At 36.9% G+C, this 25,832-nt stretch carries 24 protein-coding genes; all 24 read right to left on the bottom strand.

Going from position 1 to position 25,832, the window contains the following annotated elements:
- Positions 1-612: an HAD family hydrolase gene (locus tag DRW42_RS21375; RefSeq protein ID WP_113950871.1), complete on the bottom strand. Its 612-nt coding sequence runs from the start codon at positions 610-612 to the stop codon at positions 1-3.
- Positions 609-1,496, bottom strand: a complete 888-nt coding sequence (locus tag DRW42_RS21370; RefSeq protein ID WP_113950870.1) for an NAD-dependent epimerase/dehydratase family protein — start codon at positions 1,494-1,496, stop codon at positions 609-611. The genes DRW42_RS21375 and DRW42_RS21370 overlap by 4 nt, the downstream gene beginning before the upstream one ends.
- On the bottom strand, positions 1,496-2,560 hold the full coding sequence (locus DRW42_RS21365; RefSeq protein ID WP_113950869.1) for an ATP-grasp domain-containing protein: 1,065 nt from the start codon (positions 2,558-2,560) through the stop codon (positions 1,496-1,498). The genes DRW42_RS21370 and DRW42_RS21365 overlap by 1 nt, the downstream gene beginning before the upstream one ends.
- Positions 2,561-2,968: a sugar 3,4-ketoisomerase gene (locus DRW42_RS21360; RefSeq protein ID WP_113950895.1), complete on the bottom strand. Its 408-nt coding sequence runs from the start codon at positions 2,966-2,968 to the stop codon at positions 2,561-2,563.
- On the bottom strand, positions 2,968-3,375 hold the full coding sequence (locus DRW42_RS21355; protein ID WP_113950868.1) for a sugar 3,4-ketoisomerase: 408 nt from the start codon (positions 3,373-3,375) through the stop codon (positions 2,968-2,970). The genes DRW42_RS21360 and DRW42_RS21355 overlap by 1 nt, the downstream gene beginning before the upstream one ends.
- Positions 3,376-3,378: 3 nt before the next feature.
- Complete coding sequence (locus DRW42_RS21350) at positions 3,379-5,730, bottom strand: GumC family protein (protein ID WP_113950867.1); 2,352 nt, start codon at positions 5,728-5,730, stop codon at positions 3,379-3,381.
- A 13-nt stretch (positions 5,731-5,743) separates the two neighbouring features.
- Entirely contained in the window at positions 5,744-6,550 is an 807-nt protein-coding gene (locus DRW42_RS21345; RefSeq protein ID WP_113950866.1) for a polysaccharide biosynthesis/export family protein, read from the bottom strand.
- Positions 6,551-6,716: 166 nt separating this feature from the next.
- Positions 6,717-7,457, bottom strand: coding sequence for a tyrosine-protein phosphatase (locus DRW42_RS21340; RefSeq protein WP_113950865.1), 741 nt, complete (start codon positions 7,455-7,457; stop codon positions 6,717-6,719).
- Positions 7,458-7,668: 211 nt separating this feature from the next.
- The gene (gene gmd, locus DRW42_RS21335) at positions 7,669-8,805 is read right to left on the bottom strand and encodes a GDP-mannose 4,6-dehydratase (RefSeq protein WP_113950864.1); all 1,137 of its coding nucleotides are present in this window, start codon (positions 8,803-8,805) and stop codon (positions 7,669-7,671) included.
- Between the two features lie 65 nt (positions 8,806-8,870).
- Entirely contained in the window at positions 8,871-10,154 is a 1,284-nt protein-coding gene (locus DRW42_RS21330; RefSeq protein WP_113950863.1) for a nucleotide sugar dehydrogenase, read from the bottom strand.
- 267 nt (positions 10,155-10,421) lie between these two features.
- Positions 10,422-11,282, bottom strand: coding sequence for a glucose-1-phosphate thymidylyltransferase RfbA (gene rfbA / locus DRW42_RS21325; RefSeq protein ID WP_113950862.1), 861 nt, complete (start codon positions 11,280-11,282; stop codon positions 10,422-10,424).
- 71 nt (positions 11,283-11,353) lie between these two features.
- Positions 11,354-12,214 carry a dTDP-4-dehydrorhamnose reductase gene (gene rfbD, locus DRW42_RS21320; RefSeq protein ID WP_113950861.1) on the bottom strand — a complete coding sequence of 287 codons (861 nt, stop codon included), beginning with the start codon at positions 12,212-12,214 and terminating at the stop codon, positions 11,354-11,356.
- On the bottom strand, positions 12,211-12,759 hold the full coding sequence (rfbC, locus tag DRW42_RS21315; protein ID WP_113950860.1) for a dTDP-4-dehydrorhamnose 3,5-epimerase: 549 nt from the start codon (positions 12,757-12,759) through the stop codon (positions 12,211-12,213). The genes rfbD and rfbC overlap by 4 nt, the downstream gene beginning before the upstream one ends.
- Positions 12,759-13,811 (bottom strand): dTDP-glucose 4,6-dehydratase, encoded by a 1,053-nt coding sequence (gene rfbB, locus DRW42_RS21310; RefSeq protein ID WP_113950859.1) that lies wholly within the window; start codon positions 13,809-13,811, stop codon positions 12,759-12,761. Before rfbB ends, rfbC begins: the two co-directional genes overlap by 1 nt.
- A 210-nt stretch (positions 13,812-14,021) precedes the next feature.
- Positions 14,022-14,585: a DUF3109 family protein gene (locus DRW42_RS21305; RefSeq protein ID WP_113950893.1), complete on the bottom strand. Its 564-nt coding sequence runs from the start codon at positions 14,583-14,585 to the stop codon at positions 14,022-14,024.
- Between the two features lie 2 nt (positions 14,586-14,587).
- The gene (locus DRW42_RS21300; protein WP_113950894.1) at positions 14,588-15,361 is read right to left on the bottom strand and encodes a DUF3108 domain-containing protein; all 774 of its coding nucleotides are present in this window, start codon (positions 15,359-15,361) and stop codon (positions 14,588-14,590) included.
- Between the two features lie 148 nt (positions 15,362-15,509).
- Complete coding sequence (locus DRW42_RS21295) at positions 15,510-16,025, bottom strand: DUF2480 family protein (RefSeq protein WP_113950858.1); 516 nt, start codon at positions 16,023-16,025, stop codon at positions 15,510-15,512.
- Between the two features lie 65 nt (positions 16,026-16,090).
- Positions 16,091-18,172: a peptidylprolyl isomerase gene (locus tag DRW42_RS21290; protein ID WP_113950857.1), complete on the bottom strand. Its 2,082-nt coding sequence runs from the start codon at positions 18,170-18,172 to the stop codon at positions 16,091-16,093.
- A gap of 234 nt (positions 18,173-18,406) precedes the next feature.
- A complete protein-coding gene (locus tag DRW42_RS21285; RefSeq protein WP_244215344.1) occupies positions 18,407-18,973 on the bottom strand; it encodes a hypothetical protein in 567 nt (188 codons plus the stop codon).
- Positions 18,974-18,978: 5 nt separating this feature from the next.
- Positions 18,979-20,271, bottom strand: a complete 1,293-nt coding sequence (gene bamG, locus DRW42_RS21280) for a BamG family beta-barrel-assembly machinery protein (protein WP_244215343.1) — start codon at positions 20,269-20,271, stop codon at positions 18,979-18,981.
- 1 nt (position 20,272) lies between these two features.
- A complete protein-coding gene (locus DRW42_RS21275; protein WP_113950854.1) occupies positions 20,273-21,007 on the bottom strand; it encodes a type III pantothenate kinase in 735 nt (244 codons plus the stop codon).
- A gap of 155 nt (positions 21,008-21,162) precedes the next feature.
- A complete protein-coding gene (locus DRW42_RS21270) occupies positions 21,163-22,143 on the bottom strand; it encodes a DUF6427 family protein (protein WP_113950853.1) in 981 nt (326 codons plus the stop codon).
- A gap of 1,145 nt (positions 22,144-23,288) precedes the next feature.
- Entirely contained in the window at positions 23,289-24,278 is a 990-nt protein-coding gene (locus DRW42_RS21265; RefSeq protein ID WP_113950852.1) for a glycosyltransferase family protein, read from the bottom strand.
- Between the two features lie 20 nt (positions 24,279-24,298).
- On the bottom strand, positions 24,299-25,153 hold the full coding sequence (locus DRW42_RS21260; RefSeq protein ID WP_113950851.1) for a UDP-2,3-diacylglucosamine diphosphatase: 855 nt from the start codon (positions 25,151-25,153) through the stop codon (positions 24,299-24,301).
- Positions 25,154-25,832: the final 679 nt, after the last annotated feature.

Here is a 25,832-nt window from a genome sequence, read left to right as displayed (position 1 = left end):
TTAGTTATTAAAATTTAAACAATTAACATTTTCAACAATTAGATCTGGATTATATTCTCTAAGCCTTTTCTCATTAAGAAATCCTGAAAGTACACCAACAGTTCTCATCCCAAGCAATTTACCTGTTTGTATATCCTTGCCGGTATCTCCTATTAACCAATCAGAACTACTAGTAATTATTGACTCTTTAATCAACTCATATTTTTCTTTCTTTTGGCCAGTTACAAATATATCATCAAAAACCTCACTAAAACCTAGATTATTTAATTGCTGTATTGCTACATCTCTAAATTGTCTTGCTGTAACTACATAAATTTTATGGTTGGCCTTTAGGCTTTTAAGAAATTCCAAAACTCCAACAAACGGCTTGTCGAAAACTAACCACTCGGGACTCTCTATTTTTTGCATCCAATTTTCTTCAAAAAATTTAAAAGCTTTTTCACCATAACCGAATTCATTATTTAATAACTCTTTATGGCTAACCTTATTCATTTTATAATTCCAATAGGATTCGAAAGACAAGGAAGATTCTGGAACCAAATCTTGAAATAGATAATAAAGCCTATATCGAGAATCTAATAATGTTCCATCTAAATCAAAGAAAATATTCATGATATTTTTTTCATATAATTCCACTCCGCATTAAGGCCCATTTTCAAGGAAATTTGTTCTGACAATAAATATTTCTTTAGCTTTCCATTATCAAACCGTAAACTTTTAGCTATTTTATTTCGATTGACGTATTTGATTGACGTTTCTTGTCCACTTATTTCAATAATATTTTGGATTAAATCTCTAACACTAATCGAATAATCACTCACTACATTAATTGGACCTACCTTTTTATTCATTGATAATGAATTAACGATAGCCTTAACAACGTCATCTATATAAATGAAGGCCCTTAATTCGCTTCCATCCCCCCATATCTCTACAGGCTGATTAGCGATTAACTTCCGGATAGTAACTGGAATAATCTTCTCATACTTATCTTCCCCAGGACCATAAACATGTCCTATTCTTAGAATCTGACAATCAATACCATTGACTTCAGCAAATGTTGTAACCATTTGCTCTCCATATAATTTTGAGTACCCATATAATGTTGATGGATCTAATTGAGTGTTTTCATCAATAATATCAGCATCTCCATAAACATCGAGGGTACTTAAAAAAATTATTTTTTTAAGATTTGGTAATTCTAAGTTTAAAAGTTTTTCAAGATTATAAATATTACGATTACACTTATCAATAACATTTGCTTCGTTTCTGTTTTTTGGGGTAAATGCTCCAACATGTATGATTGTCTCTATTATCTCCGAAACCCCTTCTCTGGTTAAAAAAAACCTATCGAACGAATAATCATTGTGTAAGAGAAATCTTACCCCATCAATAGGTTTTGAGGTTAAAGCAAGAACCTCTTTATTATCTATATTTTTAATAAATGATAATAAATGTGATCCAATAAACCCAGAAGCACCTGTTAATAAAATCATCAGAATATAATTTCTGCTTTTAACTGATCTGAGTTCATTAGTCTAGGCTTAGTATCCATTCCTCTTAGCCATAACAAACCATCTTCAAGTGGATTAATATTCTTCTCTAAAGTTGGTAATTCATTGTAAAGAATAATATCCTTAAATATCTCAGGTAAGTTCAAGCCAGCTTCTGTAAAGAACAATACTGTAGTGAAGAATCTAGAAATATTAATTTCAGTAGGATTTGGGATTCCGTTTTTATCATAAGCCATGTCAACCCCAAAAATCCCATGTGGTTTATCGGATACGGCCTTAACTGTAGCGATAGAAATTTTATCTACCTCAGCATCAGAAAAAGTTTGCCCTACTTTTGTTACCCCAGTAACACCTGACACTGTACGATTTCCATGTGTCCAACCTTTTCTAATTCGACTTTGGGCAACAACCAACTCACCCTTATTCCAGATCGACAACCAAGTAACGGTCTCTGGTGTTAACATTTCTGCTGCAACAAAATCACCCCATCCATTATAGCGCTCAATCCATCCTTTTGCAAAGATAAAATCGTTTGTTGGTAAGGCTCCTTTTCCCCCGCCACCGATAGACGAGGCCCTAAGCCAAATTTTACCATCCTCATCCGCTAATTCAGAAAAAGCAAGTTTTAGGTCATCTTCATTATGTATCATAATGTTTCTGGGAACTTTAATCCCAGCTTCTACACACTTTAAATACGTTTTATATTTATGAACACATGTATCGATAACATCATGGTCAGGCATAAATGTTTTTATACCTAATTTATGAATATCATCCCGCAGTAATGATGCATGGTAAATTTCCAAATCGTTTTGAAAATGGACTAAGTCGGGCCTGGTTCTTTCCAATAAATTTAATAGTGATTCTTTGTATTCTGCACTATCAGCGTAAGGTATATAATGCTTTTCCGTAGCATTAGACAATACTAAATCGGTTGGTTCGCTACCCATTCCAATAATTATTTCACCCTTTTTACTTTTTAAAAGAGAATTTATTACTCCTTCAGAAGGCGCACCACCAGCACCAGCAATTAATATTTTCTTCATTTATTTTAAATATTGTATAAAATCCTCGTAATTTCTTATGTAATCTGATTCGTTATATTTATGGGATGCCAAAACTAGGCAAATCGAACCTGACGAAAAATTAATCTCTGATGCCCAAATACCAGGAGGGATATGTAAGCCAATATCTGGTCTATTTAACTGAATTAGTCTCTTGGTTTTACCGTCGTCTAATAGAACTTCGAAACTCCCACTTGCCGCGATAAGAAACTGGTGACATTCTTTATGTGAGTGGGCACCCCTAGACTCCCCACCTGGAACATCATAAAGGTAAAATATCCTTTTGATAGAAAAAGGGATTTCAATATTATTATGCACGGGTGTAATATTACCAGCTCTATTCGCAATTTTAGGTAAAACGAATACACTACAATCGTAAGTTGTTGGCATCATATTTTTTTTAATGATTTATACAAATCGTAATCACGTTCATAATCAGCTTCTGAAAAAGCTGTTGATGCTATAATAAACCCTAACGAGTTTGTCGAAAAATTATCTATATGACGCCAAAGCCTATTAGGAACATATAATCCATAATATGATCTATTCAGTGAAAAAGTCTGTTGATTAACGCCATCACTTATCACCACATCAAAACTACCGCTTAATGCGATAATAATCTCCTTATTTTCGAAATAGCTATGTCCACCTCTAACTTCACCTCCAGGAACATCATATATCCAATAAGTTCTTTCAATCTTAAATGGGATATGATTATCTTCTTCTAAAAAGGATAAATTACCTCTTTCATCAAGTATTTTAGGCAACTCGATCAATTTAACTTCTTCAATGCTCATGGGTTAGCTGTTTCTAAAGAGTTTATCATACCATTTTTGGCTTTTTGTTTCACCATAATTGCCATAGCCATAGCCATAGCCATAATATTTGCTTACAATATCATTAACCACAATTCCCAGGTTTTTCATTTTTCCAGCTCTGTAAAGATCTTCTACTATTGCTAGCTGAGCTTTTTGTGTTACTTTTTGCCGTACAAGATAAATAGTAACATCAGCATAATTTGCCAATAGCTGCGCATCAGTAATAATGCCAACAGGTGGCGCATCCATAATAATATAATCAAACTGTTCTTTCAACTCTTTCATCAATTTAGGCATATGTGTGCTCATAATTGTTTCTGCCGGATTGGGCGGAAGAGGTCCGGAAGATATGATAAACATGTTCTTATTTATCGCAAGTGGTTTAATAATGTCATTTATTTTGATGTCGTTATTGATTGTGAAATTACTGAAACCAACGCTATTGTTAACGCCCAGTTTGGCTGATAACCCAGGTTTGCGCAGATCCAACTCCATTAATAAAACTTTTTTTCCAGCTAAAGCTAAGATATTACCAAGATTTATTGCGGTAAATGACTTGCCTTCGCCACTCATGCTGGAAGTTAGCAGGATTATTTTTTCATTTTCTGTTTTAAGATAGAAAGAAAGATTGGTTCTTAAAGCTCTAAATTGCTCCGAAATTGCCGATCTTCCCTGATTTGCAACGATTAAGTTATCAGAGCTTTCATTGTGGCTTATTTCTCCAATAACAGGTACCGCAGTGAGTTTAGTAATTTCATCTTTTGTGGCTATGGTTGTATTCAACAACTCTTTCCCAAATATAAATACAACAGGAATGATTAAACCAGCTATAAGCCCTGCAAGATAAATACCTGTTTTTTTGGGACTGATAGGTACAAATTGTGCCTTTGGTGGATCAATAGTTTTTGCTACAGATATATTAGCTGTTTTTGAAATTGCAGTTTCCTCTGCCTTTTGCATCAAAAATATATACAATTCTTGCTTGATGCCTTTCGTTCTAACCAATTTCAGATAGTTTTTTTCTATTCTAGGTACACCAGAAATCTGGCCTTCTGATTTATTCAGTTGACTTCTCAATTTATTTCTTGTTACAACAAAAGTATTTTTAGTACTCTGTATATTAGCCAATATGCCATTCCTTAATCCAGCAATCTGATTATCAATATTTCTGATGAAAGGACTTTCTTCAGTAACACTCAACAACTGCTTATCTCTTTCAATTAGCAAAGCATTGTACTGGTTCATTAATCCTGAAAAAACCATATCCTGAGGCAATAAGGATGTAGGAAAGACTCTTTTATTTTTAGTTTCATCCTTCAAATAGCTTTCGAGATCATTTAAAATGACTACTTGAGTTTCAGCTTTGGCAAGTTCAGCGCTAAATTCTGCAGTATTTTGAACTAGCAGCTTACCCTGCTCGCTCATATCCGCCAACTTATTATTCTGTTTAAAGGTTTCTTCTTGATTCTCTACATCTCCAAGCTCAGATGCAATTACATTTAAACGCTCTCTAATAAATTTATAGGTACTATCTGCAATAGCATTTTTATCACTTAAATTGGCTTCTGTATATTTATTAATTAGTGAATTTAATATATCTTCGCCTTTTTGTGGTAATGGATAAGAAAGTCCCAATTCTACTACACTTACCTGTTTATTGGTTACTGCAACAGACAGCTGTTTCATAAGTTCAGCAACACGTTCATCTACAGAACTAACATTTACAAAATACTCACTGTTATCCATGGATTCCGGAAGATTCGGCTCTATTTTTATTACCCCAACACCGTCGACTCTTACTGGTTCATTCCATAAAATTTCTTTCTCTAAATACTCAGTTGTTATTTTAAGTTTATTAGAAGATATTTTCTGAACATTAAATTTTGTTCTTTTAATCGTATCAAGCCCTTTAATTATATTCAATTTAAAAGGTGCTTCATAAAGTTCGCGGCTTACTAATGATGTTTTCTTCGAATATACAATATTTAGCTGCATCTGCCGAACCACCTGCTCCATTAAAAAACGTGTCTTTAGTATCTCAACCTCATTATCAACCGAATTTTTAGCTCCCATTATACCACCAAGATCCATTAAAGCACCCGCTTGTTTACCTAGTCCAGCCCCCTTCTCATCATCATTAACTAGCATTTTTGCATTAATTTGATAAGTTGGCGGAGTATATCGTGTGTACAAAAAGGCAACGATTAGACAAAAGGTTATACTAAGCACAAACCACGGCCATTTATCAAGAAGTTTAATTAAAATCTCTTTAATATTTATTGAGTCATTTTCTTGAGTGTTTTGCTCAATATTTCTTTCAGACGTATTATACATTTTATAACTAATACTATTTAAAATTTGAAATCGCCAAAACAATTACAGAAACCACTGAAGCAATTACACCTATGGTTTGAATCTGGGCAGAATTAGAGGCAGATACCTTACGTTTGTTCGGTTCTACATATACCACATCATTCTGTTTTAAATAGTAGAATGGACTGCTAAAGATACTGCTAGAATTGAGATCCAATCTTGCAAATTCTTTTTTGCCATTATTATCACGTACAATTAATACATTTTCTCTCCTGCCATATATGGTTAAATCACCCGCTAAGCTAAGAGCATCCAAAATTGTTACCTTTTCATTTGGTAACGTATATGCAGACGGTGCATTTACTTCGCCCAGCACGCTTACCTTAAAGTTGGCGAAGCGTAATTGCACATTAGGCTGTTTGTAAACATCTGTTGCTTTTTCACGGATCAATTCCCTTGCCTGATAGGTAGTTAAACCAGCAACTTTTAATTTCCCGATAAGTGAAAGCTCAATCTCTCCATTTTTGTCAACTAAAAACCCGGTACTTTGCGACGCTAAACTGCTATTTGTATTGCCACCTAACGTAGGTGTTGAAGCAGCTTGATTAATAATGGCACCACTTTGGGGATTCAGCGTAAAAATATTAATACTTAAGATATCATCTGGCTGAATCACAGGTTCAGTAAAAGCAATGGCACTATCTAAACTAGCCTGTTTAACAGATTGAATGTCTTGAAAATAAGCAATTTTTTTATTGCTAACACAAGAACAAGAAAGAGTAATGGCAAAAAACAACATTGCTAACCTCGATCCCTTATTCACATTATTTTTTTTATTCATAGGTATAAATCTGTCCTAATGATACTATGCATGACGAACAGCTCGCAAACTTAATCATTTAATTGTAATATCTAAAAAGCATAATTCCAGATAAATCATAACTAAATTTATTTGTACGCTTTAATAATAATGCCATTTTTAACAATACCAATAAATTGCTCTGTTATTAAACTAAAGTTGATCTAAAGATTTCTAGGTTTTTAAAGTCATAAGCACCGATCAGATCATAAAGTTTTCCAGATCTAACGGCTTCTGTTAAGGTACTTAAATGTTTATCGTGATGTAGATCCGTTCCTGCAAGATCGTACATATTTTCTTTAAGCAAACTCTCTGCGAGAAGTTTTACATCTTTTCCATAATATCCTAAAACCGACAATAAATTAAGCTGTAGCAAACAACCTTTCTCTTTAAACCTCCTCAACCTACCTTTATCTTTGAAATAAAATGTATAACGCTCCGGATGTGCCAGTATTGGCTGATAACCTGCAATCTCTATATCAAATATAGTTTTACTAATTCCAGGCGTTTCATTTAAATAAGACATCTCAATTAGAATATGCTTTTGATCTAATTTGCAAAGTGGATGTTCTAACGTGAAATCTTGGTCAACCATATACTCTGCAGCAGAACCTAATTCTAATGAAATATTTTGATTATTCATTTCCGATTGCAACAAGGCTTTTGCAGCACTAATAGTTTCATGGGTATTAGGATAAAGTTCTTTATAAATGTGGGGCGTAGCAATCAACTGAGCAAAACCTAGTTCCTGTAAAGCCTTTACAAAACGAATAGATGTTGCCACATCAGGGGATCCGTCATCTATTCCAGGCAAAATATGTGAGTGTATATCTACACCCAGCCAGGAGATATCTGTAACTTTATTTTTCTTATTAAAAATATTAAACATAACTTGAAATTAGCTCCGGATCAGTTTTACTAAAACATAATAACATGTAGGATTACATACATATGCCGAAATTACTACATTTTTGTATCAACACCAAAAACCCCACTCAATAATTAGCAAATTAGTAGACGAAATCATACAACTAGTAGATGGCTTTCTAATTATCCCATTAATTTAATCCATGATATTCTACGCCATAATAAAACTGTACCTATTCAAAGTAATTCAGTGTTTTAAATCCTCCTTGCTTTAAATATTCATCCTTTTTCATTAAATGAAGATCAGAAATAACCATCTCTTTAACTAAATCAGGAAGATCATATTTGGGTACCCAGCCTAATTGAGTTTTAGATTTTGTTGGATCCCCCAACAATAAATCCACCTCTGTTGGGCGGAAATATTTGGGATCAACCTGAACAATTGTACTCCCTAAAAACAACCTATCACTTTTCAACCCGTTTTGAAACAAAAGTTCTTCATCTAAACCGATTATTACACCTTTCTCATTGTCGTCTTTCCCTGAAAACTCAATTTCAATACCCAATTCAGCAAAACTCATCCGCACAAAATCGCGAACGGTAGTGGTAATACCCGTTGCAATCACAAAATCTTCGGGTTTTTCCTGTTGTAAAATTAACCACATGGCCTCAATATAATCTTTAGCATGCCCCCAATCTCTTTGAGCAGAAAGATTACCGAGATAAAGGCATTTCTGTAAGCCTAAAGCAATTTTAGCTGCCGCTCTGGTTATTTTACGGGTAACAAAGGTTTCGCCCCTTAACGGGCTCTCGTGATTAAACAGTATGCCATTGCATGCAAACATGCCATAAGCTTCTCTATAATTTACAGTAATCCAATATGCGTACATCTTAGCCACAGCATATGGCGAACGGGGATAAAAAGGCGTGGTTTCACTTTGTGGAACTGCCTGTACCAAACCATATAATTCGGATGTACTCGCCTGATAAACTTTTGTTTTTTCTGTTAAACCCAAAATACGTACGGCTTCTAAAAGCCTTAAAGTACCTATACCATCAGCATTGGCTGTATATTCGGGCATTTCGAAACTTACATGTACATGGCTCATCGCAGCCAGATTATAAATTTCATCCGGTTGAATTTCCTGGATGATTCGAATCAGGTTAGTAGAATCGGTTAAATCACCATAATGCAATTTAAAGCGAATATTTAGTTCATGCTGATCTTGATAAAGGTGATCAATGCGATCGGTATTAAATGATGATGAACGCCGCTTTAAGCCATGTACGAAATACCCTTTTTTAAGCAGAAACTCTGCTAAATAAGCCCCGTCCTGACCTGTAACACCTGTAATTAAAGCAACCTTCATGTTTATTGATATTTTTAAGAGCTACAAACATACTGAATATTTTAAAATAGCAATTGATGAATAACTTATAATCTAGCATCAACCAAAGCTCTATCTATAAAAGATTTCGTATCAAAAATTATCGCACCTTTTTCTTTAAAATCAGCATAATCAATATCCAGAAACTGCTTGTGCGCCACTGCTAAGATCACCACGTCATAGTGTTTAGATTGAATAGTTTGAATCAATTCGATATCATGTTCGGTTTTTACTTCCGCTGCATTAGCCCAGGGGTCGTACACATCAACATCCATACTAAAAGATTTTAATTCTTTATAAATGTCGATTACCCTGGTGTTTCTGGTGTCCGGGCAGTTTTCTTTAAATGCAAAGCCTAATATCAATGCTTTAGCACCATTAATTACTTTATCTTTGGCCACTAGCATCTTGATTACTTTATTGGCTACAAACATCCCCATATTATCGTTTACCCTGCGTCCGGATAGGATAACTTCTGGTTTGTAACCTAAAGCTTCCGATTTATGTGCCAAATAATAAGGATCTACACCAATACAATGCCCTCCAACCAAACCTGGTTTATAATTAAGGAAATTCCATTTAGTAGCGGCGGCGGCTAAAACATCGGCTGTGTCGATTCCCATCCGGTCAAAAATTAAAGCCAGTTCGTTCACAAAAGAAATATTTACATCCCTTTGGGCATTTTCTATCGCTTTTGAAGCTTCTGCTACTTTGATACTGGGTGCTAAATGTGTTCCTGCAATAATAATTGATGCGTAAAGCTTATCAATTTCTTCTGCAATTGCTGTTGTTGAACCCGAAGTTACTTTTTTAATCTTAGTAAGCGTATTAACCTTATCTCCCGGATTGATACGTTCAGGCGAATAACCACAGAAAAAATCTACATTATACTTTAAGCCCGAAATTTTCTCTAAAACTGGCACACAGTCTTCCTCGGTACAGCCAGGATAAACAGTAGATTCATAAATCACAATATCGCCAGCTTTGAGCACAATGCCCAACATTTTACTGGCTGCAAGCAATGGTTCCAGATCAGGGCGGTTAAGATGATCGATAGGGGTGGGAACGGTAACAATATAAACTGTACAAGCCGCTAAATCAGGTAAGCTTGAGCTTAAAGTTAATCCACGGTCTTTATCCGTTAAGGAACAAACCAATTTCAGATCATCCAGGTTTGCTTCGTGGGTACGGTCTTCAAAGTGGTTTAATTCTTCAACACGGCTTTCGTTGGTATCAAAACCAATTACTTTATGTTTTTTAGCAAACTCAATAGCTAGTGGAAGCCCAACATAACCTAAACCAATAATGGCAATCTGCTTTTCTGTATTCATTTTTCTTTCGGTGATTGGGCAAAGATAAGATAATTGGAGAAAGCTTTAATCTGATTCTTTTAACCAACAGCACAATGAAAGGTTGCAGATTATAGAGAGACCTCAAGTGGAGAATACCAAGATAATCGCAAAAACTGAGGCTATATCTATAAAGATCCTTCGCTATGCTCAGGATGACAAAAAAGTTAAAAAAGAAAGTCTCGAATTGATACCATGATATCAATTCAAGACTTATTATTCCAAGTTATTAAACTACAGTAGAACTTATTATTTAATCTGTTTCAACAAGTAACTGCCATAACCACTTTTAACTAGCGGTGTTGCAATAGCTTTCAGCTGTTCTGCATCAATAAAGCCCATGCGATAGGCAATTTCTTCGATACAACCAATTTTTAACCCTTGGCGCTCTTCAATAATCTGGACAAACTGCCCGGCCTGCATTAAAGAAGTAAAAGTTCCGGTATCTAACCAGGCTGTACCACGACTTAATACACCTACTTTTAATTTGCCGCGCTCTAAATAAATACGATTAACATCGGTAATTTCGTATTCACCACGTGGTGAAGGTTTAATATTTTTAGCAATTTCTAATACTTCGTTATCGTAAAAATATAATCCAGGTACAGCATAATCAGATTTAGGATTTACCGGTTTTTCTTCTATTGAAATTGCTTTTTTATTGGCATCGAATTCGACCACACCATAACGTTCAGGATCAGCAACCTGGTAAGCAAATACCACGCCACCATCTGGGTCAGAACTGGCCTGTAATAATTTAGCCATGCCATCGCCGTGAAAAATATTATCACCTAAAACTAAAGCGACTTTATCTTTCCCGATGAATTCTTCACCTATTACAAAAGCCTGTGCTAAACCATTTGGTTCTGCCTGTACGGCATAGCTAAATTTACAGCCCAACGTAGCACCATCACCTAACAATTTTTTAAAATTAGGCAGATCGTGCGGAGTTGAAATAATCAAAATTTCCTTTATCCCTGCTAACATCAGCGTAGACAAAGGATAATAGATCATCGGTTTATCGTAAACCGGCATCATTTGTTTACTACAGGCAAGGGTTAATGGGTGTAAACGCGTTCCACTACCGCCGGCTAAGATTATACCTTTCATATTTTTATCATTAGTTCATTGGTCATTGGTTCATTAGTCATTACTAACTTAAATGAGATAACGGCGACCATTTATTGCATTTTAATTTGTTTTATACATTCCACCAGACTATCCCTCCAATACGGAATTTGAATATTGAAGGTATTCTTGATTTTGCTTTTATCCATTACCGAAAACGCTGGGCGAGTAGCCTTTGTTGGATATGCGGATCCGGAAATTGGATTTACTCTGACCTCAGTTTCGCTAATATCAAAAATTGCTTTGGCAAAATCGAACCATGATGTGACCCCTTCATTGCTGTAATGGTATACTCCATACGCATCTGATGAGGATGCAATGATATCAAAGATAGCATTTGCCATGTCTATGGCATAGGTAGGTGTACCTACCTGATCGGCTATGATATTCAATTCATCGCGTTCGGCACCAAGTTTTAGCATGGTTTTCACGAAATTGTTGGCATATTCAGAATATAACCAGCTTGTACGGATAATAAAATGTGCAGGTAATTTTCCAACAACTGCTGCTTCGCCATCCAATTTGGTTAAACCATAAATATTGATTGGTTTTGCTTCATCAGTTTCTTTAAGCAACTTTACCTTGTTTCCTTCAAAAACAAAGTCGGTAGAAATATGGATCAAAGTAGCTTGATTGTTCAAACAGGCTGAAGCCAGAAAAGCTACACCAGTTTCGTTAACTGCTTTAGCCAAATCAACTTCATCTTCTGCTTTATCAACGGCAGTATAAGCAGCACAATTGATCACGTAAGCAGGTTGTTCAATTGCCAAGAGATCATTTAAACAAATTTCATTCAGAATATTTGCATCCTGCTCTGCCGGAAAAACAATTTCTGTAATTCCCCTCCGTTCGGCTACCACCTTTAAACATTGGCCTAGCTGCCCGCCGGCTCCAATTACCAATACTTTGCTCATATATGCTGTAATTCGGAAAAAGGTTTTAGAAGTAGGTCTTTATCAGATATAGCCTGATCTTTTTCTGGGATTAACCAATCGATATTCAGATCCGAATCGTTATAAATCACTCCAACTTCTGAAGCTTTATTAAAAAAATTATCACACTTATATAGAAATTCTGCAGTTTTACTCAATACCGAAAAACCATGCACAAATCCTCTTGGAATATACACCTGCAGTTTATTCACAGCGTTTAGCTTTATAGAGAAATGTTTGCCATAAGTTGGTGAACCTGGGCGTGCATCAACCGCAACATCCAAAACCTCACCACTAATTACACTTACCAATTTCGCCTGAGCAAATTCTCCAGCTTGAGCATGAAGGCCTCGGATTACCCCATAAGATGAATAAGATTGATTGTCCTGAACGAATCTTCCTGATAAACCAGTTTTTTCTTCAAAGATATTTTGATTAAAACTTTCGAAAAAATAACCTCTTGGATCTTCAAATATCCTGGGTTTAATAATCAGGCAGTCTTTTAACCCTGTTTGTTCAATTTCCATTATTTATTACTGTACTGTTCTTCGTAATAAGATTGATAATTGCCAGAGGTTACATTGTTTAACCAGTCTTCGTTTTGAAGATACCAATCTACTGTTTTGGCCAAACCTTCCTCAAATTGTAAACTTGGTACCCAATCCAATTGGTTTTGTAGTTTGCTGGAATCGATGGCATAACGTAAATCATGACCAGCGCGATCGGTTACGTAAGTAATCAATTTCGCTGATTCGCCAGCCTCACGGCCTAGTTTTTGATCCATTATAGTACAAAGCAAATTAATCAGATCAATATTTTTCCATTCATTATGGCCACCGATGTTATAAGTATCGCCGGTTTTTGAATTGTGAAAAATGACATCAATAGCACGGGCATGATCTTCTACCCATAACCAATCGCGTACATTTTCGCCTTTACCGTAAACTGGTACAGGCTTGTTATTTTTTATATTATTAATGGCCAATGGAATCAATTTCTCAGGGAAGTGATGAGAACCATAATTATTAGAGCAATTAGAAATCACACAATCCATACCATAAGTATCGTGGTAAGCACGCACAAAATGATCTGAACTCGCTTTTGATGCTGAATATGGGCTATGTGGATCGTAAGCAGTTCTTTCGGTAAACATACCAGTTTCGCCTAAAGCACCATAAACTTCATCGGTACTTACATGATAGAAGCGTTTTTTATCATAATCACCTTTCCAATATTCGCGGGCGGCATTTAATAAATTTACTGTGCCAATTACGTTGGTAATTACAAAAGCCGTAGGGTCAGAAATAGAACGGTCTACATGGCTTTCTGCTGCAAGGTGAATTACTGCATCGAAGTTTTCTGTTTTAAACAGATCGAACATTGCAGTAGCATCTGTGATGTCTTCTTTTACAAATCTGTAATTGGGTTTGTTCTCGATATCGGTTAAGTTAGCCAAATTACCTGCATAGGTAAGTTTATCTAAATTGACAATCTCATATTGAGGATAGTTGTTAACGAAACGGCGGACTACATGTGAGCCGATAAAGCCGGCTCCTCCAGTGATAAGGATTTTTTTCACAGTTATTAAATGATTTTCAATGGGCTAAAGTAAGTTAGATTTCCGCAAAAAACAACTTAATTTTGACATTAGCGCAAAACTGAACGAAATAATTTAGAAGTAATTAGCGAGTTTTATGGGATTATTTCCCTGCTAATAGATAAACAAATAATTATAATAGATATTTGTCAATTAAGCATAGATGAAGTTTATCTTCAAGATAGACACAGCCTACATCGCCGCCACAGAACTTTCAAGTTCTTTATACCACTCTTCTCCATACTTACGGATAAGTGGTCCTTTTAGAAAGCTATAAACCGGAACTTTTAATTCACGGCCAAAGGTGCAGGCATCGTGACAAATGTGCCAGCGGTCGTAATTTAACACCTCAAATTCAGGATATTTAGTAATCCTAATAGGGTATAAGTGACAAGAAATTGGTTTTTGCCAATCAACAATGCCCTGTTCATAAGCTTTTTCAATGGCACATTTGGTAATACCACCTTCAAACAGTACGTAAGCACATTCTTTATTTTTATCTACACAAGGTGTAGTAAGGTCGCCATCTTCATCAATCACATAAACGCCCTGTTCTTCAATGGCTTTAATTCCTTTTTCGTTAAGCAGGTGTTTTATTTTTGGATAAATATCTTCTAATACGGCTTTCTCATCATGATCCAATGGTGCCCCCGAATCGCCTTCAACACAGCAAATCCCTTTGCACTTGCTTAAGTTACAAACAAAGTTCTCTTTCAATACATCCTCGTGCACCAGCACCTGTTCAACTTCAATCATCATTATTCTTTCGCTAAAGCGTATTTAAGGCCATCTGCCGATTTTAATTCCATGGTTACCGCACCAACCAATATCTCTACCTGTGCTTTCACCGGCACACGGTTTCCATCATCTGTTACCCAAAGATACAACCTGCTGTCTTTTTTAAAAATTCTGCCTGGTTTAATTGACGGGCTAAATTTTAAACAACGGATACTGCCCAGTTTACTCTTAACAGTTTCTTTACCTACATATTCAACTTCAAGGGCCGAAATTTCATCTCCAAGGAAATAATTAAGTTTAAATTTATCGCCGGTTTTGATTTTACTAATATCAAGACTCCTTGCAAAATAATAGGCAGATACGAGATCAAAAGTCTGATTGGTAGGTGTGGTAAAGGTCCCCCTGTTAGAGACTACCTTTTTCGCATCTTGTGTAAAACGTGCCTTATCCTGTCGCCTGTAACTGGCCTCGCGGATATTTTCCTGATAAAAATAAGGCAACAGGTCAGTTTTATCAATATATGAATCGTAATGATCTCTTATTTTATAAAAAATATCGAAGGTACCTGAGGTTTGCGCATCTACAGTAAGTTTATAAGTAGATTTGTTATCAAACTTTAAATCAGAATTGCTTACTTTAATGGTAGCCTCAGCAGCAGTGATAAAACCGTATCTTAATTTATACTGCAAAACCTCGCCTTCCTGAAATACGGCCTCTTTCTTTAGGGGGAGTTCCTGGGCCGTTGCAAAAAGACTGCATAAACCGGCCGTAAGGGTGATTATTAATTTTTTCATTGCTTTTGTATTCATTTGTGTGTGTTCATTCTCGGCACAAAAGATCCTGAACTAAATTCAGGATGACGGACCGATTTAGAAAAGTAATTTCTTTTAAAATAAACTAAATACTTTCCTCCATGAAGATATACAAAAAGCAAACCAAAATTTAATCTTTTCTTTTATATACGGGCACAGTAGAGCAAGGTTCGCCAAACATAATGCTTTTTACCACCGGGGTAAGCAGGTTGGTAATTTCTACATAAGCAGAAACAGGCACATCAATATCGCCACATCCTTTTACTACCACACGCTCATTGGCATAATCCTGAGGATTCACTTTAGATAAGGCTTTGGTAAACAATACAGCTTCTAAGGTATCTAAACCGCCAAACACCACTTCGTTTGCATAAGGCTGCAATTTATTAGCCAATAACATATAGGCCCAGGTAGGTACAATGGCATCTGCAGAACAGGTAATGGCTACATTCTTATCCTGGTATTGTGCCCAGTCGTGATCTTTAATAAAAGCCCTGAAATCTTTTTCCCTTAACATTAAGCCATGAAAAAGATTATCTACAATATCGTATACTACTCTTTCGCCCTTATGATAAAAATCCTCAAGGTTTAGGGTAATTAAACCGCTACTGGCTACTTTATTTATAATGTTTTCCTGAATTTCCATGGCCTTAAATAAAAAAACCGTTCCGACTACTTATCGGAACGGTTACAAAATTACGTATTTTCTACTTAATAGAATTTCACACGATTGTCTTTTATCTTGGCATTTTCCTGTAAAGCCTGGAAAGCGGATCCTAATGAACGCTGACCTAAACTTAACAACATGCTTTCTTTTTGTTTAAACATGTTGGCAATAGGAGCAGGGTTTGTAAATCCTTCAACGGTAAATACATATACACCGCGCTCGCCCTGAACAGGAGCTGATACTTTACCCGGCTGCGAACCGAATACACTACCTACCAATGCATTTTCTTGTGCAACACCCGGAATTACAGGATTGGCAAATACAACATTTTGAACAGGGTTAACCGGACGGGCAACTTTAGCAGCTACCTGATCTAAGTTTGAACCTGCACCCGCTAATTTCTCTTTTAACTGTTTTGCTTTAACAGCATTCAATACCATTGGCTCAATATCTTTTTTAACATCAGCTAATGATAAGGTACCTTTCGGGCTGATATTGGTTAAGCGCGCAACTACATAAGAATTGCTCATGGTATAAATTTCAGGTAAAACATCACCTTTATCTGCAGCATAAGCATCCTGGATTAATTTACGTGGATTATCTAAACCAGCGGCAAAACCCTGGGTTGGGGTTACTTTATCAGCTACAGCAACTTTTAATCCTTTTTGCGTTGCATATTTACTAAAATCGTTGCCTTTTACATCAGCTAAGAAATTGCTCGCGGCTTTGTAAGCTGCAGCCTGGGTTTTGCTACTTGCACCCAATGCTTTTTCTACATAAGCCAATTTAGCTACTTTAGAAGAACCGATCTGCTTTTCGATTTTAATTACATGGTAACCAAACTGCGATTTTACTACTTTAATATCTCCGGTTTTACCATCGAAAGCAGCATTTTCGAATTCAGGAACCATAGCACCACGTGCAAAAGTACCCAGTTCGCCACCTTTATCTTTAGAACCATCTACACTGTAGTTTTTAGCCAATTCAGCAAAGTTGCCTCCTTTTAAGATTAATCCTTTTAACGAATCGGCCAGTTTAACTGCTTTATCTTCGCCGCCTACTTTAGCAGGATCGATTAAGATATGGCTTGCTTTAACCGAATCAGGAGAGATACGGGTAGCTACAACTTTTACAATTTTATATGAGTTACCGGTTAATTTCGGACCGTAAAAAGCACCTGCAGGTAAAGCAAATACTGCCGAATCAACAGCCGGATCTAATTTTCCTTTTGTTAGGTAAGTAAAAGGAACTTTAACATCAGAATTGATCGCTGCAAAAAGTGAATCGTTTTTAGCTACCTGGAAATCGGCAGCAATTTTATCAACCTGCGTTTTAATCGCTAACGAATCCGCTTTGGTTGGGCTGATGCTGAAAGTTACATATTCGAAAGCACGTGTTTCCTGTTGATTATTAAAACGGGCTTTGTTCTGATCGTAATATTCAGAATAATCTGCATCAGTTAATTTAACAGATTTATCAGGAATAGAAGCGTAATCTAAACTTACATATTTAAAGTTAGCCAGTTTGTTACGGTTGTTATACTCATCAGTAGCTTCTAAAGAAGTTACATAAACAGAATTACGGATCAGGTTAGAATATTTAGTCTGTAAAGCCTGTTTTTTAATTTCTTCCTGTAGTAAGTTAGATTGTTGTAAAGCCTGAGGTTCTTTCGATTTTAAAAAGTTCATCAAGGTTACACGGTCTAACTGTCCTGTTTGTGGGTTAGAAAAATATTGTTTAATTAACGGACTTGGATTTTGACCCTGCAATAAATCTACCAATTCATCTTCCGATACGGTTAAACCTAAACGATCGTATTCTTTTGTTAAAAGCACAGTGGCTAATTCTGCATTCCATGCCTGATCTACAGCCATAGCAGTCATTTGTGCATTTGCACTACCGCCATACTGTTGTTTCATTTGGTTTACACCCTGATCTACCTTTGGACCGAACTCGTCGATATTGATGTCTTTGCCATCAATAGATCCTACAACTTTTTGATTTGCCGACCAAAAAGGTTTACCCACGTTAATTGCATCACCTACTAAAAATGCAACAATTGCAAAACCGATAGCAAAGACCAGGATGTAGCCCGCACGGTTACGCAAAAATGTCATTAATCCCATATTGTAATTATAAATTTATTTAGTTCTTTTTTAAGAGGGCGCAAGATACAAATTTGCCTTAAAAAAGAAAACACAAAATTTTATTTATCAAGCGCTTAATTATTAAGGGGATGTAACAGGTAAAATGGCTAATGGAAGATGGAACATTTACCCGGAAAATTAGCTTTAAAACTATGGAGATTTCAATGGATTGCTCATACATAATCCATATCACCTCATCCATTTTACATCACGTTAAGGCGCAACGCTTTCTTTCATGTTCAGTTCGCCATTACCGCTATTCATTTCGTAGGTACTAAAATCCTGCGGCGCTTTAAAGTTGATGCCCTCACCAATACTACCATCGGCACCTTTAACGTAAACACGCTGATTGGAATAAAAATATTTTTTTGATTCGTCCCAGATTAGCTCCTGCGAAGAGAAAGTAGAGCCCTCCTTGTTTTTTACCACTACATTTTTGCGGAATTCGGTTTTAAGCTCAGTGTCCTTCCTGATGGCGTAATCGCAAACCAGATTACCATCAATAGTACCATTAGGGTTATAAAAATCGATATTTACCCCTTTAATCATTTCCTGATAGGTACTTCCATTGGCAGGGGTAACCTTATCCATTATAGGCGCATAAGCTTTTGCCTTTACGCGGGCCGAATCGCTATAAACGATCTCAACACCCAGTGTCCTGTCGCGTGATAGGATTGACTTATTTATAGCAACCGAATTCGCATTTTTTAGGTCGTCGTCTCCACATGATGCCAAAAACAAAGGTAACATCAGGCACACACCATATAAAAATGCTTTCATTTTCATTAATCTACGCGATACTTACGGAACCAGGTATCGTTCAAAGTAAAGCCTAAGTGGAAATTAATGTACTGTTCTTTTACCAGACCATTGTTTAAAGTTCCTCTTTGTCCAACCTCGGTTGTAAAGTTAATTTTATAAAATGCGGTACCACCTGTTGCACTAGGCAATGGAAAACCAAAACCTAAAGATGCACCCATTTGTTTAATATCCTGATTATTGATGGTAATATAAGTTTTATCGTAGCTTACACCCAAACGATAATCGATACGTTTTAAATAACTGTTGTATGAATAAGCATCAGGTGTAAACTGGCCACCCAACGATGCTCCCCAACTATCCTGTAAACCCTGGTTTACATCATTGATACTGGTTTTAGACCATTTGCTCATTCTAAAATCAGCACCTACCAACCATTTATCATTCTGTTGAATCGCAATACCAAAATTATGCGTTAATGGTAAAGTAAGGTTAGATTTACCATTGTTAATTGAGCTTAAAGTATCAATTGCGGTATTTTCGTTCCCGCTCTGATCCCTTGTGTATTGTGTGGCAAAGAATGATTGGGTTGAGTTTACTTTACCAGAAGTGCTACCAGAGTAACCTAAAGTAACTATGGTTTTCTTTCCTACATTAAAATCATATTGGATACCGTAAGAGTAATTTAAACCTCCAACGCTGTTTTTATTCTGTAGTTTAGCATTTAAAGCACCCACTGATGCAAACTCGGTAGCCCTTGTGGTTTGTAAGTTACCGAAAATATATTCTACGTTACCACCAATCCTTAAATGATCGCCAAAACGGTAACCATAACCTAAATAAGCTTTTGATAAGCCACCTTCACCTTCATACAACTGATCAACAGATGTAGTATCTACTTTAGTGGTACTTTTGTAAGAGTAGCCCAAATCTGAATAAGGTAAAATACCAAAACTCAACGCCGATCTGCGGGTAACTGGTGTGGCAATTGCAAGGTGACTAAAGGTAGAGTTAAAGCTCGATTCGCTTAAACTGCCACGGCTCAAGTTAATTATACTTGCGCTCATCCCGATATCCAGAGTTGTGAGGTTGATGGTTGCGTAAGATGCCGGATTTTGCATATTGATGTTATTGAAACCGGTAGCTTTGCCTACAGCAGTCGAAATTCCACCCATTGCCCTGAATTGTGGCAATAAAGATCCTTTTATATTTCCAAGCCCATATCTTGAATATGGCGATGATGTGGTAACCTGTGCCTGCGCACCAAAACCACAAACTAGAACGAGTATGGCTGCAATATAATTTATTCTTTTGTACATTTTAATCTGCAATAGCTTCATTTAATCCTTTTAATACCAAGTATGGATCTTTTATAATTTGAGGCGCAAAGATGCTGTTTTGTAATTGTTTATACAAAAAATTAGCATCACCCCCTGTTATAATCACCTTTAAGGCACTTTCTTTTTTATTATTTAGGGCAATAAAGCCTTCAATTTCATTTAATATCCCCTGCAAAACACCGTTTTTAATGGCCGATAAGGTGTCGGTTCCTTCAGTTATGCCTTCATTTTCATCCCATTCTACCAGAGGCAAACGGCCTGTAAATTCGTGCACTGCCTTAAAACGCATTTTTATCCCCGGGCTTATACTTCCACCAAAATATTCTTTGGTTCGGCTCAACGCATCGTAGGTAATACAGGTTCCGGCATCTACCACCAGGCTTGCACTTGCAGGATATAAACCATTTGCACCCAAAACCGCTGCCCATCTGTCTAATCCTAAAGTAACGGGTGTTTTATATCTGTTCTGCACGCCGTTGGTCAACAATGTTGAAAAACGGATGTACTTGGTATGCTTTTTTAAAAATACTTCCAGTGGACCAATTTCCTGGTTTACACTACTGATAATTGATTTTGCCGGCGAATACTTTTCGATCAGCTGGGCTAAATCAAGTATCCCAAGCTTATTGAAACGCTGGTGGTGAACAATTTCCTTATTTGCAAAAACCGCAACTTTGGCAGCAGAATTCCCAATATCGATGCTTAGCCTGCGCATTCAAAATCTCCCCCTGCAAATAATATGTTCTTTAGAAATTCCAATGACTCCATTTTTTATCCAGCAGATTAAAACTAAAAAAGCTTTAATTCTAAAATCATGCACAAAGCTATTAATCTTTGGCAAGTTTCGTTCTAGTTATTTGTTAAAAAAGGTTAAACAAACAGAAAATACTGGATAGAAAGCACAAATAAAAGGAACAATGTTTCGTAAAACCAGCGCTTTTTGGCATTACTGAAATAGTAGGCCAACAGTACTGCTCCGGGTGGTACACAGAGCAGAAAATGCCAGGTACGGAAGTCGGGTTTGAGGTAAAAACTGGCCGCCGAAACAATGAACATGAAAAACAAAAGCTGAAAACTTTTCCTTGTACTGATAAAACTCCTGAAGAAGTTTTCGCGTAGCTGTAAGGATGCCAATATGATGATAACCGCTACAGGAATCAATACCAGATAATCATTATAATTGATTTTAAATACCGAAGGGAATTTATTTCCCAGTGGCTTCCAGATCTGGTAAAAGGAACTTAAATTATCTTTCCAATAGTAAAAAACAGCCAAAAAGAAGAACACGGTAATGAAACCAATCAGTCCGGCCACCCACTCGCGCCAGTTAAATGACCTGAAAAGCAAGAGTGCCAAAAAGATCATCAGCAGCATGGCCATAAACGGGAAATACACCAGTGTGCCTATGGCGATAATCATCCCGATATCAAAAACAGTGGTAATGGAATTGGCGCTTTTACCCAGTTTTAAAAATTTATCGATGATCCAGATCAACAGAAAATTGCAGATTAATGCCGGCGAAAGGATCATAAATGGCATAAATAAACTTGTTCCGGTAATAAACATTAAACCAGGCAGAAAGCTTTGTTTACCCAATAAATTGTGGTTGTTTACAATCCGGTTAAAGATCAGGGCCTGTATATAAACCAGAATTGATGCAATAAAAATATTGGTGTAGGGTGTAAAAGCATCATCTAAATCGATATTGATCAGCAAGCGGGCAAATGGCTCCAAAAAGTCGAAATTCAGCTTATCATGGGTTTCATGAAAAATGGCTATACGCAGGAAAAACGTATAAGCCAACAGTAATACGAGGTTAATTGGACTTAGCTTTCTAAACTGATTAATCATGCCTTTTTAAAGAGTAGGCAAAGTAAAGAAAATAATTTAAGAGTGAGTAAGACTAAAGCGGAAAGACCAAAACAAAAAGACTAAAGGGGAAAGGCTAAAGACCAAAGGAGAAAGGCTAAGCGGAAGTTTAGAGAAGTTAATTCTATAAGCCCTCAAAGATCCGTCACCTCGATTGGAACGCAGTCCCGAAGATTCCTATCGTGTGGACACAAATAATGAGTTATTTTTCCGCTCCTATGCCGCGGAGGCATGGTAGTGTTTCACAGTTAATGTTGTTTTTAATTGTGTTCAAAAATGCTGCGCATTTTGGGGCGCCAAAGTACCCAAAGCGCTTCGTCAATCCAGCAATGTGCCCCCACAATCCCCCTTTCACATCAAAAAAACAGCGGCACTTTATTTTGTGCAGAAAATATTAGAAAGATAAAAGTTTCTGCAAGGTCTGCACAAAATCACTGCGTTTTAGGTTTGAAAGTGCCAATTGTACTATTCTACAACTGTTTTTTTGATTTCCCTGCACTTGGGATTGACGAGCGTTCTTCGGTAAAACCTGTTTGTTGTCCAAAGCAAGCTAGCATAACGCCTTAAAAAGATGTGTCAACACGATAGGAATCTTCGGGAGAGAGATCTATCTCAAGACAGATTTAGCTTCGCTGAGCACTTCGTGGTTCTTGGCTGCGTTGCACTCCGCTAGTATTGACATTATTATGTAACTTAATAATAATAAGTATTTTATTGACCGACAGCATTTCCGCCCAGCTAGGCCAAAGCACTGCATCTCCGTTCTATTTTAATCCGGCCTAACAAAGTTTTCGGGTTCCACAGGCCCAGCCACTCCACTTACTTTCAAAGAAAAGTTTTCAGCCGGCATTTTTTGTTTTTTCATCTGCCTTTATGTTTTCAATTGTATTCAAGCTAGCTGCGCTGGTCTTTTTGATGCCAAAAAGAAAGAGCCCTTCGGTGGCGGCGAGCCGAGGCAAGGCTGTGCCGTAGGACAAGACAACAATAAATTATATTACATCATTAATATTGATTTTATGCAACAAATCATTCCTCGAAATGACGATTTAGTTGCAGCGATAGCGCTTAATTAAAAGATTCTTCACTGCGTTCAGAATGACAACCCGTTAGAAACTCTGGACTCTGAACTAAACCCTGGCGTATTTCTTCACCATATCATCAATTATCTGAGCCGTTTCATCCGGGAAATCGAATTCGTGTTTTTGTGGATTTTCTACCCAGTTTTTAACAATCGGTAACCAGTTGCGGGTACTTCCCCAAATTACAGGCAAGCCAAACTGTTTTAAGGCGTAGGCATTACATTGCTGCTCAAACTGGAAACGCATAGGCGCAACCAACAGTTTTTTCTTTAAATATAGTGCCTCTGCAGGGCCTTCGAAGCCGCCTCCGGTAAATAAACCTTCACAGGTAGCCAAACTCTTATTAAATTTTTCGTTGTTAACCGGTTCTACAAAAACATTCGCTTCCTGGTAGGCTACTTTGCTGTGTTTAGAGAAAACCTGCCAGGTAACATTTGGCAATTGCGTAAAAAGCTTTACCAAACGTTTATCATCAATAGCAGGAAGATATACGGTATAGTGCCCTAAATTTTCACTTTTCAGGTTTCTGATCTCCGCCCTGATTACTGGCGTATGGATAAAAGTATCGTAACGGTCAAAATGGAAACCAATGTGGTATTTGGTGGGCGCATAACGGCTTAAAATCAGCTTCCCCCAGTCTAAAGTTCTTGGGCGCGGCACTTTTTTCGATTTAAATGCCGCCTGATGACTTAACGATACACATTCGATGCCCTGCAATTTACAGGCCCAGGCACTTACGGGTTCAAAATCGTTAACAATTAAATCGTATTCTTTAAGGGGCAGCTGCTTCATATCTTCCCTGAAACGGAAAAGATTCATGTTCAGCCAGGTTTTATAATGATCTACACCACCCTTTTTTCCAAAAATAAAACTGAACCCATGTAACTGGTATTTTACGGGTTGACTCAATTTAACATCAGCCTGCGTACCACTTACCAGAATATCCAGTTCACCATATTTTTGAAGCAATGGAATAATTTCCCTTGCCCTGCTGATATGACCGTTACCTGTTCCCTGAATTGCGTAAAGTATCTTCATTTATGCCCGAATATCTTAAATTATTGGGCAATTTCATATTTTATATTCTGTAAAAGAATATTTATGTCCAATTTACTTTTTAAATCTTCGGCATCCGAAAGGATTCCTTCATCCAGTTCATCCTTGGTAAAGTGTTGATACTCGTACTTAAATACCGTCCAGTTTTTATTCTGATATTCTAAAGCTGTTAAACTTTCTACCCAGTCGCCACTGTTCAGGTAAGTAACTTTTCCATCTTCAGTTGCAATTTCGCGTTGCTCGGCCTGGTGGATATGGCCACAAACCACGTATTGGTATCCTTTTTCTATGGCCAGCTCAGCTGCCGTTTGCTCAAAACTGTTGATGAATTTAACCGCATCTTTAAACTTTGCTTTAATTTTCTTCGAAAAGCTCATTTTTTCCCTTCCAAATGCGGTAAGTACCCAGTTTACAAAACTGTTGATCAGGATGAGCGTATCATAACCCACTGCGCCCAGTTTGGCCAGCCATTTTGAATGCTGCATGGTGACATCAAAAACATCGCCGTGGAAAAACCAGGCTTTCTTGCCATCGAGTTCTAAAATCAGTTTGTTCTGTAAATGAAAAGTACCCATTTCCATGCCATCAAATTTACGGAGCATCTCATCATGGTTTCCGGTAAGGTAATGCACCTGAACACCTTCTGAAACAAATTTCATCAGTTTACGGATCACCTTCATGTGCGACTCGGGCCAGTAACTTTTGCTAAACTGCCAGATATCGATGATATCGCCATTTAAGATTAAAGTTTTGGGTTTAATGCTCTTCAGATACTTTAAAAGTTCTTTTGCGTGGCAGCCATAAGTGCCCAAATGTACGTCGGAGATTACGACTACATCAACATTTCTTTTATCCATAAAGGGAATTTTTAGGGGGGAAGGATATTGTTACCGCCCGGTTAAAGCAGTTTAGAGATAAATTAACGGTGTTACCACTCTTCTTCCTCATCGAGTTTTACCTCAAAAGGGCTAAAGAAATAAAGTACAACAATTAATAAGCATACGGCAAAGAATGACTCTAACATATCACCTGATTTTTCATTACAAAGATAAGACGCTGTATATCAAACAAATGTTACGACATTGTTAAATTTTATTACACATTGGTTCATTGGTTCACTAGTCATTAGTTCATTGGTGACTGCAAACTGCCAATTGGAAACTGGAGATGGATTAATCGGTTAATTGTATGAATTTGTTAACTATAATTGAAACGTCGATAGAAAAGATCCTACGAAATGACGGATGGAGCGGGAGGAAATGGCTAAAGATTATTGCCTATAAATCCTTTGACTACGCTCAGGATGACAAATCGCGAGGGAAAGTTTAATAAAAGGAAGTCATCTCTACTGAAGCATCCCGGGAGAGAGATCGATCTTGCAAAAAAGACCCTAAAACAAGTTCAGGGTTGTGACTATATTCTGGATAGCTTTAGGTGCGCTGATCACTCCGTAGTTTCCGACATTTATTATTGAGCATTTGCATCGCACATACATTTCCACCCAGCCAGGCCATAGCACGGTATCCACGTTCTGCT

The sequence above is a fragment of the Pedobacter miscanthi genome (assembly GCF_003315595.1).
Classification (GTDB): domain Bacteria; phylum Bacteroidota; class Bacteroidia; order Sphingobacteriales; family Sphingobacteriaceae; genus Pedobacter; species Pedobacter miscanthi.
Note: the sequence above shows the minus strand (reverse complement) of the source record. Positions and strands in the feature narration are given on the sequence as shown.

Excerpts from the sequence above, each read along its gene's own strand:
- DRW42_RS21260 (WP_113950851.1), bottom strand. The coding sequence starts at position 25,153 with ATGGATAAAAGAAATGTTGATGTAGTCGTAATCTCCGACGTACATTTG.
- DRW42_RS21350 (WP_113950867.1), bottom strand. The coding sequence starts at position 5,730 with ATGTATAATACGTCTGAAAGAAATATTGAGCAAAACACTCAAGAAAAT.
- DRW42_RS21265 (WP_113950852.1), bottom strand. The coding sequence starts at position 24,278 with ATGAAGATACTTTACGCAATTCAGGGAACAGGTAACGGTCATATCAGC.
- DRW42_RS21370 (WP_113950870.1), bottom strand. The coding sequence starts at position 1,496 with ATGATTTTATTAACAGGTGCTTCTGGGTTTATTGGATCACATTTATTA.
- DRW42_RS21355 (WP_113950868.1), bottom strand. The coding sequence starts at position 3,375 with ATGAGCATTGAAGAAGTTAAATTGATCGAGTTGCCTAAAATACTTGAT.
- DRW42_RS21305 (WP_113950893.1), bottom strand. The coding sequence starts at position 14,585 with ATGATTGAAGTTGAACAGGTGCTGGTGCACGAGGATGTATTGAAAGAG.
- bamG (WP_244215343.1), bottom strand. The coding sequence starts at position 20,271 with ATGTACAAAAGAATAAATTATATTGCAGCCATACTCGTTCTAGTTTGT.
- DRW42_RS21290 (WP_113950857.1), bottom strand. The coding sequence starts at position 18,172 with ATGGGATTAATGACATTTTTGCGTAACCGTGCGGGCTACATCCTGGTC.
- gmd (WP_113950864.1), bottom strand. The coding sequence starts at position 8,805 with ATGAAGGTTGCTTTAATTACAGGTGTTACAGGTCAGGACGGGGCTTAT.
- DRW42_RS21345 (WP_113950866.1), bottom strand. The coding sequence starts at position 6,550 with ATGAATAAAAAAAATAATGTGAATAAGGGATCGAGGTTAGCAATGTTG.
- DRW42_RS21275 (WP_113950854.1), bottom strand. The coding sequence starts at position 21,007 with ATGCGCAGGCTAAGCATCGATATTGGGAATTCTGCTGCCAAAGTTGCG.
- DRW42_RS21295 (WP_113950858.1), bottom strand. The coding sequence starts at position 16,025 with ATGGAAATTCAGGAAAACATTATAAATAAAGTAGCCAGTAGCGGTTTA.
- rfbD (WP_113950861.1), bottom strand. The coding sequence starts at position 12,214 with ATGAGCAAAGTATTGGTAATTGGAGCCGGCGGGCAGCTAGGCCAATGT.
- DRW42_RS21375 (WP_113950871.1), bottom strand. The coding sequence starts at position 612 with ATGAATATTTTCTTTGATTTAGATGGAACATTATTAGATTCTCGATAT.
- DRW42_RS21270 (WP_113950853.1), bottom strand. The coding sequence starts at position 22,143 with ATGATTAATCAGTTTAGAAAGCTAAGTCCAATTAACCTCGTATTACTG.
- DRW42_RS21330 (WP_113950863.1), bottom strand. The coding sequence starts at position 10,154 with ATGAATACAGAAAAGCAGATTGCCATTATTGGTTTAGGTTATGTTGGG.
- DRW42_RS21365 (WP_113950869.1), bottom strand. The coding sequence starts at position 2,560 with ATGAAGAAAATATTAATTGCTGGTGCTGGTGGTGCGCCTTCTGAAGGA.
- DRW42_RS21285 (WP_244215344.1), bottom strand. The coding sequence starts at position 18,973 with ATGAAAGCATTTTTATATGGTGTGTGCCTGATGTTACCTTTGTTTTTG.
- rfbA (WP_113950862.1), bottom strand. The coding sequence starts at position 11,282 with ATGAAAGGTATAATCTTAGCCGGCGGTAGTGGAACGCGTTTACACCCA.
- DRW42_RS21360 (WP_113950895.1), bottom strand. The coding sequence starts at position 2,968 with ATGCCAACAACTTACGATTGTAGTGTATTCGTTTTACCTAAAATTGCG.
- rfbC (WP_113950860.1), bottom strand. The coding sequence starts at position 12,759 with ATGGAAATTGAACAAACAGGGTTAAAAGACTGCCTGATTATTAAACCC.
- DRW42_RS21340 (WP_113950865.1), bottom strand. The coding sequence starts at position 7,457 with ATGTTTAATATTTTTAATAAGAAAAATAAAGTTACAGATATCTCCTGG.
- DRW42_RS21300 (WP_113950894.1), bottom strand. The coding sequence starts at position 15,361 with ATGAAAAAATTAATAATCACCCTTACGGCCGGTTTATGCAGTCTTTTT.